Source organism: Nocardia sp. NBC_01009, assembly GCF_045208035.1.
In the GTDB taxonomy this organism is placed as follows: Bacteria; Actinomycetota; Actinomycetes; order Mycobacteriales; family Mycobacteriaceae; genus Nocardia.
On sequence record NZ_CP108695.1, the window covers coordinates 2,995,068 to 3,009,415 of the forward strand.

The following is a 14,348-nucleotide window of genomic DNA, read 5'->3' on the forward strand; positions in this document are numbered from 1 at the left end:
GAGACCACTAAATTTCCAGGCCCCGCCGCGCGACGCGCCTTCGTCCCGGTGGCTCGAACCAGCGCGGGGTCGGTGCTGGTCGATCGGAGTGCCCGTTGTCATCCGCGCGTCCGGTGCGTCGAACACTGCGGCCGAATTCATCCCCAATGAGTGCTCGACGTCGGTCCGTGATACGGGATGGGCGGGTAGTGCTGCTTTGCATTGCCGTGCGCGACAGCGGCGACCAGCCGTTCGGCGTCGGCGACGGTGATCGCGTCCGCGGCCAGCCATTCGTCGAGCAGCAGGCCGAGACCGCGGCGCCAGAGTTTCGCACCGAGATAGTGCAGTTCGGGCAGTCCGTAGCCGTCGGAGGAGTAGCACAGCGATCGGAACGGCGCGAGCTCGAGCGTCTCGGCCAGCACAGCCGAAGAGCGGTGTCCCACATAGGGAATCGCCAGTCCGACGTCCATCAGCACATGTGGATACGCGTGCGCGAGATACGCGGCGTTGCGGTGGAAGGGCCAGCAGTACAAGAGCACGACGGTGAGCCCGGTATCCGCGGTCGAACGCAGGAAATCGGTGAGCAACAGGGGATCGGCGCGTGTCGAGCGCAGGTCGGTGTCGCCGAATCCGGTGTGGAACTGTAGCGGGAGACCCAGCTCGGCGCCGAGGCGCGCGCCGAGTCCGATAAGGCGGCCCAGTGTCTGCGGATCGGTGAGGCGTTGCTCGGAGGCGACCGTAGTCGGGTCCGTGTGCACGAGTGGAAAATCCAAGCCGCACCGGTAGGCGACTATCGTCTTGAAGCCGACAGCATGTCGGGCTCGCTCGCGCAGTGCGGCTTCAACATGATCGAATAGTGTTGCCGGCGTGCCGATCTCGGCAATAACCTGTTCGGCGACCTGCTCGAGGCGCACAACTTCGCCGACCTCTCCCGCGGCGAGCTCGGCAAAGGCCGCCAGATCATCGGACCCGAAACCGGTGTCGAGGAACCATCGAGTCGTGCCGGCCGCACGCAATAAGCGCGCCGAGACCTCGCGCCAGCCCAGTTCGGTGCGACGGGTCAGATAGTCGTCCGGTTCGGCGTGCGGCGGCAGGTCGAGCACGGGCGCACACCAGCGCCGCACCGCGAGTCCGATCGATGACTCGAACGTTCCGCGCTGCCCTTCGCCCAGCAACTCCTCGAAGTGCGGCAGGTCCAGGTCGTCGGTGACCACGCCGTGGCAATGGTGGTCGGTGAGCGGGACACCGTCGGTGAGCATCGCTAGAACCGCCACCGCGTGAGCTCGACCAGTTCTGCCGCGGAGGTGTCGCGATAGCGCTTGGCCTCGGCGCGGCGCACGGTGAGCAGCGCGTCGTGCAATTCGGGTCCCATGGCTTCGGCGAGCACGGCCGACTCCGCAAGTCGATCCGCGGCCTCCGACGGCGCGGTCGGCAGTCGGCGCACACCGGAGATCATCAGTGCTTCGGCATCGAATGTCGCTGGGTCGCCGGTGATTTCGGCGGGCAGTCGGAGTTCGTCAGCGATGCCGGCGAGCCCGGCGGCGATGACCGAGCCCACGATCAGGTAGGGGTTTCCGGTCGCATCGAAGCATTTGACCTCGGCATTGGCCGCCCATGGTTCGGTGCCGCGCACCCCGGTGACGTAGCGCAGCGCCGCCTCCCGTGTCTCGCGGCCCCAGCATTGCCACACCCCGGCCCACCGGGACGGTTCCAGACGCAGGAAGCTCGCCGGATTACCCGCGCCGACGGCGACCAGGGCGGGCAGTTCACGCAGCACACCGGCCAGGAATGATTCGCCCGCGCCGCGCATACCGTACGGGCCATGGCCGCCGACGAACAGCGAACCGTCCTCATCGTGTGCCGAAAGGTGGAGGTGGGCACCGGAACCCGCGCCGTTCGGTTCGATGCAGGGCGCGAGCAGTGCACGCCAACCGTGTTGCAGGCTGACCTGTCGGATGGTGTGCCGGACCAGCACCGCGTCGTCGGCGGCCGCGACCGGATCCGTCGCCGCGACCGATAATTCCAGTTGCGACAGCGCATATTCGGGATGGAACTGCTCGACCGTGATTCCTTGCCGCTGCAGCGCGGTGACCAGGTCTCTTGCGTAGTCGCCGACCTGGCCGAACCGAATGATGCTGTAGGCCGGGCCGGGCACGGCGGGAATGAAACTGTGGCCGTCGGGATCGTCCCGTCCGACCGACCACTCGGTTTCGAAGGCCATCGACAACCGCATACCCACCCGTTGCGCCGCCTCGGTCTGCCGCGCCGCAAAGGCACGCTGGCAGGCGGTGAAACGCATGCCGTCCTGGGTGAACTTATCGGCGGGCGCCCAGGCCCAGCCGGTCTGGCAGGCAAGCTCGGTGAGCCTCGACAAATCCGGAACCAGACGCAGATCGCCGTCCGGGCCGCCGAGATACCGCCCGACGGCCATGAGATCGTCGAACGCGAACGTCTCGAAGCACGGCGACACCCCGACGCCATACCGCGCCGCATGCGCGAGCCGGGATTTCGGCACCGTCTTGACTCGGGTGATACCGGCGTTGTCCACGAACGACAGCACGACCATATCGGCATCCAGCCTGCCGATGACGGCCTCCGCGTCGCCGTCGGAGGGTATGCGTTCCGGCATGGTTGGCATGAACCGCAACGATAGTCGGCGACGGTCGCGGTCGGAGCAGACTCGGCGGCAGCATGTTCGATATCGGGCAACCGGGGTGCGCTACCGCGGCGGGAGCGCCGCCTCGATGCGTTCCCGTGTCGGTATCGAAGAACTCGCGCCGAGTGTGGTCGTTGCCAGCGCACCGGCAGTGCTCGCCCATGCCAATGCGGCCTCGGGGCCGCGGTGCCAGGCCGCGGCGAGAGCACCGGTGAAGGTGTCGCCCGCACCGGTGGTGTCGATCGCCTCGACTCGAGGGCTGGGCTGTGACAGCTCCCTGCCGTTGGGTCCGCGGTAAGTGGCGCCGTCCGCGCCGTGGGTGATCACCAGATGCGCGACGGGCTCGAGATCGGAGCCGAGGTGTTTGGCCTCGCCCGAATTCACCACCGCCACATCGACATGTGCCCACAGGTCGGCCATCAGATGTTGTGCCGGAGAAGGATTCAGCACCACAACGGTCCCGTTCGCGCTGGCATGCATGACCGCGGCTGCCACGGTGTCGACCGGAATCTCCAACTGGCACAGCAGAATATCGGCGGCCGCGATCACGGACAGATCCGCGTCGGTGAGTGCCGACATGGCGGCATTGGCCCCGCCGACCACGATGATGCTGTTCTCGCCGCCCGCATCGACCACGATCGCGGCGATTCCGCTCGGACCGGCGACAGTGCGCAATCGCCCGGTGCCGACGCCCGAATCGTTCAGCACGCCCCGCAGCCCACCGGCGAAGACGTCGTCACCGACCGCGCCGAGGAATTCGACAGCCCCGCCTGCGCGCTGGGCCGCGATCGCCTGATTGGCGCCCTTCCCGCCGGGCACCATGGCGAACCCGGTGCCGAGCACGGTCTCCCCAGGAGCGGGGCGCTGCTCGGTGGTGGTGACGAGGTCCATATTGATGCTGCCAAGCACGGCGATTGCGGGCTTGCTCGGGTCGGCGGTCATACGCGCGACGGTAGTCCCAGCCTGCGCAGCTCCGTGTCACATGGGGGTGCGGCGTGTGCCTCGGCACCGGAGACCCGGCCGGTGTGCGGTCCCAGTGGGTTCAACGTAGTGAGCACGGCGTTGCCGTTGGTGCGCTACCCCGGCTTTATATCGCCCTCTAACAAGTGGCTGCGCAGCTGTACCGGGGCCTCGAGTGGGTGAAACCGGTGCAAAACCGGGTGCGTAGGCTGTACCCATGACGTCAGGTACGACGACCGAGCAGGACACTCGCGAAGTGGTGCACGAGGCCGCGCGCAAGGCTCGCGTCGCGTCCCGTGCGCTGGCTCGACTGACCACTGCGCAGAAGGATGCCGCGCTGCATGCCGCGGCCGATGCGCTGCTCGCCACCGCGGACAGGGTGCTCGACGCCAATGTCGAAGATCTGCTGGTCGCGAAGTCGTCGGGCGTGGAGGAGTCGCTGCTGGACCGGCTGCGGCTGACCAAGTCCAGGATCGACGGCATTGCCTCCGGGCTGCGGCAGGTCGCCGGGCTGCCGGATCCGATCGGGACAGTGGTGCGTGGTTCGACGCTGCCCAACGGGCTGGAGATCCGCCAGGTGCGGGTGCCGCTCGGCGTGGTCGGCATGGTGTACGAGGCACGGCCGAATGTCACCGTCGACGCGTTCGGGTTGGCGCTGAAGTCCGGCAATGCCGTGCTGCTGCGTGGCTCGTCCTCGGCGGCGCATTCGAACAGCGCCCTTGTCGCCGTGCTGCGGGAAGCGCTTGCCACGCAAGGCATTCCGGAAGACGCCGTGCAGCTGCTGCCCAGCGCCGACCGCTCCAGCGTGACGCACCTGATCCAGGCGCGCGGCCTGGTCGACGTGGTGATCCCGCGCGGCGGCGCCGGTCTGATCAATGCCGTGGTCCGCGACGCGACGGTGCCGACCATCGAGACCGGCACCGGCAACTGCCACGTCTACGTGCACGCCGCCGCCGACCTGGAGATGGCCGAGAACATCCTGATCAACGGCAAGACCCGCCGCCCGAGCGTGTGCAACGCCATCGAGACGGTGCTCATCGATGACGCGATCGCCACCACCGCGGTGCCGCGCCTGATCGAGGCGCTGGAACGGCACGGCGTCACCGTCCACGGTGACCTGCCCGGTCTGGTGCCCGCCAACGAGAAGGACTGGGGCGAGGAGTACCTGACCCTCGACATCGCGCTGAAGGTGGTCGACGACCTGGACGCGGCCGTCGAGCACATCAACACCTGGGGCACCGGCCACACCGAAGCCATCGTCACCAGCGAGGTCGCCGCGGCACGCGAGTTCACCAGCCGAGTCGACGCCGCCGCGGTCATGGTGAACGCGTCCACCGCGTTCACCGACGGCGAGCAGTTCGGCTTCGGCGCGGAGATCGGCATCTCCACCCAGAAGCTGCATGCCCGCGGCCCGATGGCGTTGCCGGAACTGACCTCCACCAAGTGGATCGTGTGGGGCGACGGCCAGATCCGGCCGGTTTAGAGCTCTGGATAGATAAGGAGTGCGGCGGCCCGTTCCGCTCACCCCCGAGGAAGGACAACCCGTGGCGGAAGCACCGCAGCAGCCGATTTTCACGTCGGTCGACGATGTGATCGAACGGCTCGCGACCACCGGCTACTTGGCCGACAAGGCCACCGCCACTTCGGTGTTCCTGGCCGACCGGCTCGGCAAGCCGCTGTTGATCGAGGGTCCGGCCGGTGTCGGAAAGACCGAGCTGGCCAGGGCGGTCGCGCAGACCGCAGGCGCCGAATTGGTCCGCCTGCAGTGCTATGAGGGTGTCGACGAGGCCCGCGCACTGTACGAGTGGAACCACGCCAAGCAGATTTTGCGCATCCAGGCCTCCAGCGAAAACGACTGGGAAGAAACGAAAGCCGACGTCTTCACCGAAGAGTTTCTGCTCACCCGGCCATTGCTGACCGCGATCCGGCGCACCGAACCTACGGTGCTGCTGATCGACGAGACCGACAAGGCCGACGTCGAGATCGAGGGTCTGCTGCTCGAGGTGCTCAGCGATTTCGCGGTCACCGTCCCGGAATTGGGGACCATTACCGCCGAGCGCAAACCGTTCGTGGTGCTGACTTCCAACGCCACCCGTGAACTGTCCGAGGCACTCAAGCGTCGCTGCCTCTACCTGCACCTGGACTTCCCGGACGAAGAGCTGGAGCGCCGCATCCTGGCCAGCCGGGTGCCGGAGCTGTCCGCCGCGGTCGCCACCCAGCTGGTGCGAATCGTGCACGTGCTGCGCGATATGCAGCTCAAGAAGCTGCCCTCGGTCGCCGAATCGATCGACTGGGGTCGCACGCTGCTCGCGCTCGGGCTGACCGACTTGGACGACAAGACCGTGCGCGCCACGCTCGGCGTCGTGCTCAAGCATCAGGCCGACCACCAGCGTGCGGTCGCCGAGCTGAAGCTGGCCTGAGCCATGTCGGCGGGATCGATCCCTGCGGACGCCGCGCTGATGGATGCGCCGCACGGATTACCCGGGCACCTGGTCGGATTCGTCGAGGCGCTGCGGACGCGCGGTATTCCGGTGGGTCCGTCGGAGACCGTGGACGCGGGCCGGGTGGTGACCGTGCTGGACCTGATGGACCGTGACGTGCTGCGCGAGGGGCTGGCGTGTGCGTTGCTGCGCCGCACCACGCATCGCACGACCTTCGACGGGCTGTTCGACCTGTGGTTTCCGATCGCGGTGGGTGAGCGTACCGCGGTAGGCGACGAGGTCGAGATTCCCAAGACACCCTCGGGCGAGGTAGACATCCAAGCCCTGCGGGAATTGCTCGCGGAACTGCTGGCCCAGGAATCGGCCGAGGCGCAGCTGGAGGCGCTGGCCGCCCAGCTGGTCGAGCAGCTCGGTCAGTATCAGTCCGCGAGTGGGTCGTCGTTTTCGGCCTACAAGGCATTGAAAGACGTGCAGCCGCAAACCCTGCTTGCCAAGATCCTGGCCGGCTTGGCGGCCGGGCCGGACGCCAGCGCGTTCGACACCGAGATCACCAGGCGGGCCGCTCGCGGCCGCATCAACGGGTTCCGTGCGTCAGTGGAAGCGGAAACCCGACGGCGGGTGGCCGAGCGGATCGGCCGCGAACGCGTCGCGAGCTACGCCGTCTCGCGGCAATCCGAGGACGTCGATTTCCTGCGCGCCTCGGAATCCGAGCTGATCGAGATGCGGCGCAGCACCCAAAGACTCGCGCGCATCCTCGCCTCTCGACTCGCGGTGCGGCGCAGACATTCCCGTCGCGGCGAAATAGATCTGCGCAAAACCCTGCGGAAGTCGATGTCGACCGGTGGCGTGCCCATCGACCTGGTGAATCGCAAGCCGCGGCCCGGCCGTCCGGAGCTGGTCCTGCTGTGCGACGTGTCCGGCTCGGTGGCCGGCTTCAGCAACTTCACCCTGCTGCTGGTCAACGCGCTGCGTGAACAATTCTCGCGGGTAAGGATTTTCGCGTTCGTCGACCAGACCGATGAGGTCACCCGATTCTTCGATCCGCGCACGCAGCTCGACACTGCAATGACCCGGATCTTCACCGAGGCGGCTGTCGTCGGCATGGACGGACACTCCGACTACGGCAACGCGCTGGCCGGATTCGTCAGAGACTTTCCCGATGCCGTCACTGCCCGCAGCTCACTGCTGATCCTCGGTGACGCGCGCACCAATTACCGTGACCCCGAATTGGATACGTTGCGGTCGCTGGTGCGCACCGCCAAGCATGCGCACTGGCTCAATCCGGAGATGCGAGTCAACTGGGGTTCCGGCGATTCCGCCGCCGACAAGTACCAGCAGGTGATCGAGATGCACGAATGTCGCTCCGCCAGCCAGCTGACCGCGGTGGTGTCTCGGCTGCTGCCGGTGTGAGGAGCCGACATGGATGAGACGAAACTGCTGGAGTATTGCCTGGCGAAACCCGGCGCCTGGCAGGACGAACCGTGGGAGGGCGATATCGTCGCCAAGGTCGGCGACAAGATCTTCGCGTTCCTGGGCTCGACCTCGGTCGGGCTCAAATGCGGCCGCAACCGAGAGGAAGCCGACGAGCTGATCCGGGTCTACCCGCAGGACGTAGCGGCCTCCGCCTACATCGGCAGGTACGGCTGGAACAGTGTCGAGCTCGGCGGCGCGGTTCCCGACGACGAGCTCACCGAACTCGTCGACCAGTCCTATGACGCAGTCGTGAGCAAGCTGGCGAAGTCGAAACGCCCCACCGCCTGAAGGTTGTCAAGCTTTCGTTAAGCCGACCATTGGCGGGTAGCAGCACTATCGGTCGCCATGGTGAACAGAACGCCGGGCTGCTCGCCTGGTTCACGGTGGCCGAGACCAGTGGTCCGCGGACTGAGCCGAATCGCCGACCCCGCCCTCACCATGACGGCGATCGAATCCTGCTACGGCCGAGCGCTATTGATGACCCACCGTCCGCTGCGTCCGGCCGACACACTGCTGGCCAACCGAGCGTTCGGTGAATTCCTCGACTGGGCGACACAAGGCTCGGTCGGTGGGCTGCGGCGGGGTGAGGTTGCGGTGGTGTGTGGGTGATATGAGACAGGTAGGGGAGGCGTGAGATGGACGCGACAGAGATCCGCAGCGCATTGGCGCTCAGTTGTTCGCTGCCGGACGGGCGCGGACGAACGCAGCGATTGGAGATGCTCGCCGCGGCCGCTGAGGTAGGGCCGGACCGGGCCCTGGAGGGGGCGGTGCTGCTGGAGTTGGCCAAAGCGTATGCGCAAGGGGGCGAACGGGATCTGGCTCCGGTCGTCTACGCGAGATTGTTGCGGATCCACGATGACTTTCCTGCCGAACTCGGCGCCATCGCGCCGTCGGTGCACTGGTATCTGAAGTGGATGACGTCGGGTTTGATCGGAAACCCCGCGGTGCCGCTTCCGACAACCTACCGGTGGCTCGATGAGCTCGAAAACCGTTATCGCCAGCAGGGTTACAGTGCCCGTCCGGTGCTCGCGCTGCGCTCGGATCTGGCTCGGGAACTGGGCGAGCACGAGCAGGCCGCGCGCCTGCTCGAGACCGCGATGGCCGCGCCGCGCGACGGCATGTCCGACTGCGAGGCGTGCGAACGCAACGAATGGGGCGTCAATAGTGCCCGGGCCGGTGACGACGAGGCCGCACTCGCCCACTGGCAGCCGGTTCTCGACGGTGCGCGCAGCTGCGCAGAGCAGCCGCACCGGGTGCTCGCGCATGCATTGCTTCCGCTGGTGCGTACCGGCCGCACCACGCAAGCGCGCAATGCGCACTTGACCGGGTATCCACTGGTCCGACACAGTCCCGATCTCCGGCACTCGGTCGCCGAACACATCGAGTTCTGTGCTCTCACCGGCAACGAAGCGCGCGGCCTCGACATCCTCGCCGTGCACGCCGCGTGGCTGACCGATCCGGGCGCCGACGCCGCCGCCCGGCTGTCGTTCACGGCGGGAGTGTCGGTGCTGCTACGCAGATTCGAAGCCCTCGGCCTCGGTGATCTCGCCATCGGTGCCGGAACGGTGTGCTCGGTGCGCGCGGACCTCGAGATCGAGATCGGTGAGCTGTCGGACCGCTTCGATGCCCGCAACGACAGCACCGTTGTCAGTGCCCGCGTCGCGACGCGACTGGCACAACAACCGCTGCTCGAACACCTTCCCCTCGGTCTGCGCAACACATTGCCGCGCGCAGCCCGCCCCGCCACCGCAGCAGCGCGGGTCACCGCTGGCACCGAACGGGAGGCCGAGGCACTGTGGCTGGCAGGTCTGGCCGCGGCCCGGCTCATCGACCAGCCTGCGGTCGCCGAACGGCATCTGCGGCGGGCACTGTCGATCGGTGCGACCGTATTGCCTGCCGAGCACCTGGCGCGGCTGGGTTCGCAGCTCGTCATGGTGTTGTCCGGGCAGCCGGGGCGCGAATCCGAATTGGCCGACGCGGCCCTCGACGCCGTCGCGCGATGGGAGGGGATTTCCGACGCAGACGCCGTGCATCTCACCTTCGTTGCGGCGCGTGCCTTCCATCGGGCCGGACGGCACGGCGAGGCCGCCGCATTGTTCGAGCAGCCGATTGGCGCGGGAAAGGCGCCCTACCCGGCCGCCGAGATGGCCGTGCTGCGCAGGCAGTATGCCGAATCACTGCGCAGGCTCGGCCGATTCCGCGCTGCGGCACGACAATTCGTCGAAGCCGCACGTTTGGTTCAAGACGACCCCGAACGCATCGAGCTACAGGCCGACCTTGCCTGGGCGGCGGCCACCGCGCTGGAAAACTGCGACGAAGACGACCAGGCGCTGGTGGCCTATCTGCGTGCCGCTCAGCTCTGGGGCGAGCTCGGCCGAGTGGGTTCGCGGGCCAGGTGCCTGCGCTCGGCCGCCTGGGTGCAGGTATGGAGCCGAAGCGCGGAATCCGACGAGCGACCCTGGCTCGCGACGATGGGTGGGTTGCTCGCCGAACTGGAACAACTCGCAGGCACCGCGCCGTCGGCCGAGGTGACCAACGAACTCGCGCACACCCACAGCCAGTTGGCGGATATGCGGCGCGAAGTCGGCGACACGGGTGCACCGGATTCCTGACGTCCATTACTCCTTGATAAGGGAATCGTTAGGCGATCCCGGCATGGTCGAGAATGGACACCGGGATGGGCTCGGTGCGTCGCCGATTCGGGAGCTTCCACATGAAGAAAATTGCCGCAGCCGCCGTGGCAGCCGCGCTCACCACTGTGCTGACGGCCTGCGGGCCGGGTGACGCTCCGAACTCCGGTGGCGCGCCGTCGTCGGTCGGTGCCGCGGGTTCGTCGGTGCCATCGGTGGGAGGGACCGCACCGTCAACAGGGTCGACCGCGCCTTCGACCGCGCTTACCTCACCCCAGGCCGATCCGAATGCTGCCTTCACCCCGTCGTCCATCCGGCTCGAAGGCCCGAACTACGCCATCGACGTACCGCAGGTGAACGGCGGGAACCCCGGCGTGCGAGCGGAATTCAACGACGGAATGGGCGCGCTGGCGGGCGAATGGATCGCGCAGCTCGTTCCCGGCACCTCGATCACCGGCGGCGAGAGCGCGGTTGTGCACATCGGCACGCACGTCCTCAGCGGCGAGCTGGTCGTCATCGTGTACGCGCAGGGCGCCGCGCATCCGAACAACTTCTACGGGACCCACGTGACGAACGTGGACACCGGTCAACCGATCACGCTGACCACCCTGTTCACCGACACACGCACGGGTTTGGAGGCGCTGTCGGCGCAGGCCGCGCTGCTGGTGCCGAAGACACGGGCCGGCGCGGACTACCGCAAGGAAGCCATCGCCCCCGAGGAGCGGAACTACGAGAACTGGCTGGCCACTCCGGCGGGCATGCGGATCGTGCTCGGAGAAATCGGGCCGCACGCGTTGGGCAAGATCGAGATCACGGTGCCGTGGTCCGAGCTGGACAGTGTGCTGAAGCCGGGCATGCGGGCGGTCGTCGGCTCCTGATCGCTGCTGCGACATGCGGGCAGTCGTCCACCGACGATCCGGCCGCGAATCACTAGGCTGTACCGGGCATCGTCTGGGAGGGTTCCGCGAATGAAGAAGACCGTCGCCGCCATCGTGGCCGCAGCGTTGGCCGCCGTGCTCACCGCGTGTGGATCCACCGATCAGGCCGCCCCGGCCACCACGGTGTCCGCCACGTCCGCCGCTGCTGGGTCGCCCGCGCCCGACACGACCTGGGGGTTCACCGCGACCACGGTGCGCTTGGAGGGCGTGGGATACAGCGTCGATCTGCCGCAGGTCGCCGGTGGGAAAGAGGACGCGCGAACCGAATTCGACAATGGGATGCACGCCGAGGCGGACAAGTTCATCCGGGACGCGGGCCCGGACATCAAGGTCACCGGGTTCCGCAGCGAGGTCGCCCGAATCGGCCGTCATGTGCTCAGCGGCGTGCTGGGGATCGAGGTCGACACCGGCGGCGCGCATCCGGCCACCTACAAGGCCACCCACGTGACCAATGTCGACACCGCGACGGCGCTCACCCTGCCCGATCTGTTCACCGACCTGCAGCAGGGACTGAACGTGCTTTCTATACAGGCGGCGGAACTGCTGCCGAAGACGCGGGTCGGCACGAATTTCTACTTCAAGGAAGATCTCGAGCCGAGGGTGCAGAACTATGAACGCTGGGTCGCGACCCCGGCGGGTATGCGCATCTATCTCGGCGAGATCGCGTCGCACGCGATGGGCTACATCGACATCACCGTGCCGTGGTCGGCGCTCGACGGTGTGCTGAAGCCGGGTCTGCGGGCAGTCGTCAGCAGTTGACAGCGAATCGGTGCGTCGCGCACCCGCTCGTGCAGCCGGTTCCGTGCACGCTCGACGACCTCGCACGCGGGTAACCCGTTAAGCTCGGCACTCATGCACGAGACAGGTCGGCGCCAACGCAAGCTAGGCGTGATGGGCGGCACATTCGACCCCATCCATCACGGTCACCTGGTCGCCGCCAGCGAGGTCGCGAATCGATTCGACCTCGATGAAGTGATCTTCGTCCCGACCGGACAGCCATGGCAGAAAGCGGACAAACAGGTCAGCCCGGCCGAGGATCGCTATCTGATGACAGTGATCGCGACCGCCTCCAACCCGCGATTCTCGGTCAGCAGGGCCGACATCGACCGGGGAAAAGTCACCTATACCGTCGACACCCTGCGCGAGATGCGCAGCAAGCATCCGGACGCCCAGCTGTACTTCATCACCGGAGCGGATGCTCTGTCCAACATCCTGACATGGCAGGATTGGTCCGAACTGTTCGAACTGGCGAAGTTTGTCGGGGTGAGTCGACCGGGGTATGAGCTGAATGCCGATCATCTCGCGGAGCATCTGCGCGACCTGCCGGTCGACGCGGTGACCATGATCGAAATCCCGGCCTTGGCGATCTCGTCGAGCGAATGTCGTCGCCGCGCGGCCGAGAATCGGCCGGTGTGGTACCTCGTCCCCGACGGGGTTGTGCAGTACATATCGAAGCGGCACCTTTACGTGACCGCAGGAGCGGAAGGTAGCTGAACGTGAGCAAGCGCAGCGAGGTTGCGGCATGAGCGCATCTGTCGAATCGGTGGAGATGGCGCAGGTTGCCGCACGTGCGGCCGACGAGAAGCTGGCTTCCGACGTCGTCGTGCTCGACGTCTCCGAGCAGTTGGTGATCACCGACTGCTTCGTGATCGCCTCCGCGCCGAACGAGCGGCAGGTGAACGCCATCGTCGACAATATCGAGGAGAAGCTCCGCGAGGCCGGGCACAAGCCGGTCCGGCGCGAGGGCACCCGCGAGGGTCGCTGGGCGCTGCTCGACTACGTCGACGTGGTGGTGCACATCCAGCACAACGACGAGCGCAATTTCTATGCGCTGGAACGGCTCTGGAAGGACTGCCCGGTGGTTCCCGTGGAGGGCATCGGCGCACCGCAGCAGCTGCCGGTCGCGAGCAATGGTGAATCCGTGAACGGCGAGCCTGTGCGCGGTGAAGCGGGGGACGACTCCGAGTGAGCAGACATGCCGGCGTCCGCACCCTGATCCTGTTGCGGCACGGGCAGACCGAATGGAACGCCTCCGATCGGATGCAAGGCCAGATCGACACCGACCTGACCGAACTGGGCCGCCGCCAGGCGAAAGAGGCTGCCCGTGAGCTGGTCTCGCGCAACGCCATCGCCATCGTTTCCTCCGATCTGCGGCGCGCCTTCGACACCGCCTCCGCGCTGGCCGAACACACCACGGTGCCAGTCGTCACGGATGCGCGGCTACGCGAAACCGACCTCGGTGACTGGGAGGGCCTGACCCACCTCGACGTGGACGCCGACTACCCCGGTGCCCGCGTGGCCTGGCGATTGGACGCGACGTACACCCCGCCCGGCGGCGAGAGCAAGCTCGAGGTCGGTGCGCGGTCACTTCCGGTGGTACAAGAATTGTTCGCCGACCGGCAGGATTGGCCGGGCCGGACTATCATCCTGGTGGCGCACGGCGGGCTGATCGCCGCCCTCACGGCCGCGCTGCTCGACCTGCCGCCGCGGAACTGGCCTGCCCTTGGGGGCTTGGCCAATACCAGCTGGGTGCAGCTGAGCAGCCACGGCCCGAGCATCGATCAACCCGGTTGGCGCCTGGATGTGTGGAACGCAGCGGCGAAGGTGGCCCCCGATGTCCTCTGAAGAACCGATTCGACAGGTTCCGGATGAACTGTTCCGGCGCATATCGGCCAAGCCCGAACGGGCTGCCCCCGACGCGCTGTTCGGACCCCCTCCGGTCAAGAAGTCTGTCGAGCCGGTCGAACCCGAACCCGTAGCCGCCGCGGAGGCCGAGGCGAACGCCGCGGAATCCGCGCGCGACGCAACCGAGATTGCGTCCGCCGCAGCAGAATCCGCGTCCGGCGCCAGCGGTGCAGTCGAATCCGCATCTGGTGCTGCCGGTTCGGTGTGTGGTGCTGGTGAGTCCGTGTCTGGTGCTGCCGGTTCGGTGTCTGGTGCTGGTAAGTCCGTGTCTGGTGCTGCCGGTTCGGTGTCTGGTGCTGGCGAGTCCGTATCCGGTGCTGTCGAGGCGGTAGCCCGTGCCGCGAAACCTGCGTCCGATGCTGCTGGGTCGGTCGCTGGTGCAGGTGAGTCCGCGTCCAGTGCAGCCGAATCCGGGGGAGGTGCGGTCGCACCCGCTGCCGGAGAGCCTCCCGGAGTCACCGATTCCGTAACTCCCCCGGCGGATTCGGTGGCTGCTGCCGTCAACTCGGCGGCTTCTGGTGGAGAGTCTTCCTCTGCCGCAATGAAATCCGCACCCAACCCGGTATCGGTGGCCGACGCGGTCAGG

14 protein-coding genes are annotated in these 14,348 nt (G+C 67.1%); 11 read left to right on the top strand and 3 right to left on the bottom strand.

What is annotated here, in order from left to right; translation table 11 throughout:
- Positions 1-137: 137 nt before the first annotated feature.
- From OHA42_RS13210 to OHA42_RS13220, 3 genes are all read right to left on the bottom strand, one after another.
- Positions 138-1,238: an amidohydrolase family protein gene (locus OHA42_RS13210; RefSeq protein ID WP_406237141.1), complete on the bottom strand. Its 1,101-nt coding sequence runs from the start codon at positions 1,236-1,238 to the stop codon at positions 138-140.
- A 2-nt stretch (positions 1,239-1,240) separates the two neighbouring features.
- Positions 1,241-2,617, bottom strand: coding sequence for a glutamine synthetase (locus OHA42_RS13215; protein ID WP_406237143.1), 1,377 nt, complete (start codon positions 2,615-2,617; stop codon positions 1,241-1,243).
- 81 nt (positions 2,618-2,698) lie between these two features.
- Positions 2,699-3,577, bottom strand: a complete 879-nt coding sequence (locus OHA42_RS13220) for a ribokinase (RefSeq protein WP_406237145.1) — start codon at positions 3,575-3,577, stop codon at positions 2,699-2,701.
- Between the two features lie 235 nt (positions 3,578-3,812).
- Between OHA42_RS13220 and OHA42_RS13225 the strand changes: the two genes are divergently transcribed.
- From OHA42_RS13225 to OHA42_RS13275, 11 genes are all read left to right on the top strand, one after another.
- Positions 3,813-5,078: a glutamate-5-semialdehyde dehydrogenase gene (locus tag OHA42_RS13225; RefSeq protein WP_406237147.1), complete on the top strand. Its 1,266-nt coding sequence runs from the start codon at positions 3,813-3,815 to the stop codon at positions 5,076-5,078.
- 61 nt (positions 5,079-5,139) lie between these two features.
- On the top strand, positions 5,140-6,015 hold the full coding sequence (locus OHA42_RS13230; RefSeq protein ID WP_406237149.1) for an AAA family ATPase: 876 nt from the start codon (positions 5,140-5,142) through the stop codon (positions 6,013-6,015).
- Positions 6,016-6,018: 3 nt separating this feature from the next.
- Positions 6,019-7,446, top strand: coding sequence for a vWA domain-containing protein (locus OHA42_RS13235; RefSeq protein ID WP_406237151.1), 1,428 nt, complete (start codon positions 6,019-6,021; stop codon positions 7,444-7,446).
- A 9-nt stretch (positions 7,447-7,455) separates the two neighbouring features.
- Entirely contained in the window at positions 7,456-7,797 is a 342-nt protein-coding gene (locus tag OHA42_RS13240) for an MmcQ/YjbR family DNA-binding protein (RefSeq protein ID WP_406237153.1), read from the top strand.
- A gap of 108 nt (positions 7,798-7,905) precedes the next feature.
- Complete coding sequence (locus tag OHA42_RS13245; protein ID WP_406237155.1) at positions 7,906-8,118, top strand: hypothetical protein; 213 nt, start codon at positions 7,906-7,908, stop codon at positions 8,116-8,118.
- A gap of 26 nt (positions 8,119-8,144) precedes the next feature.
- Positions 8,145-10,121, top strand: coding sequence for a hypothetical protein (locus OHA42_RS13250; RefSeq protein ID WP_406237157.1), 1,977 nt, complete (start codon positions 8,145-8,147; stop codon positions 10,119-10,121).
- A 101-nt stretch (positions 10,122-10,222) separates the two neighbouring features.
- Positions 10,223-11,017, top strand: a complete 795-nt coding sequence (locus OHA42_RS13255; protein ID WP_406237159.1) for a hypothetical protein — start codon at positions 10,223-10,225, stop codon at positions 11,015-11,017.
- 90 nt (positions 11,018-11,107) lie between these two features.
- On the top strand, positions 11,108-11,836 hold the full coding sequence (locus OHA42_RS13260; RefSeq protein WP_328410544.1) for an RsiV family protein: 729 nt from the start codon (positions 11,108-11,110) through the stop codon (positions 11,834-11,836).
- A gap of 93 nt (positions 11,837-11,929) precedes the next feature.
- A complete protein-coding gene (gene nadD, locus OHA42_RS13265; protein WP_406237161.1) occupies positions 11,930-12,571 on the top strand; it encodes a nicotinate-nucleotide adenylyltransferase in 642 nt (213 codons plus the stop codon).
- A gap of 28 nt (positions 12,572-12,599) precedes the next feature.
- Entirely contained in the window at positions 12,600-13,046 is a 447-nt protein-coding gene (gene rsfS / locus OHA42_RS13270; protein WP_366528293.1) for a ribosome silencing factor, read from the top strand.
- Complete coding sequence (locus OHA42_RS13275; RefSeq protein ID WP_406237164.1) at positions 13,043-13,702, top strand: histidine phosphatase family protein; 660 nt, start codon at positions 13,043-13,045, stop codon at positions 13,700-13,702. Before rsfS ends, OHA42_RS13275 begins: the two co-directional genes overlap by 4 nt.
- Positions 13,703-14,348 lie beyond the last annotated feature (646 nt).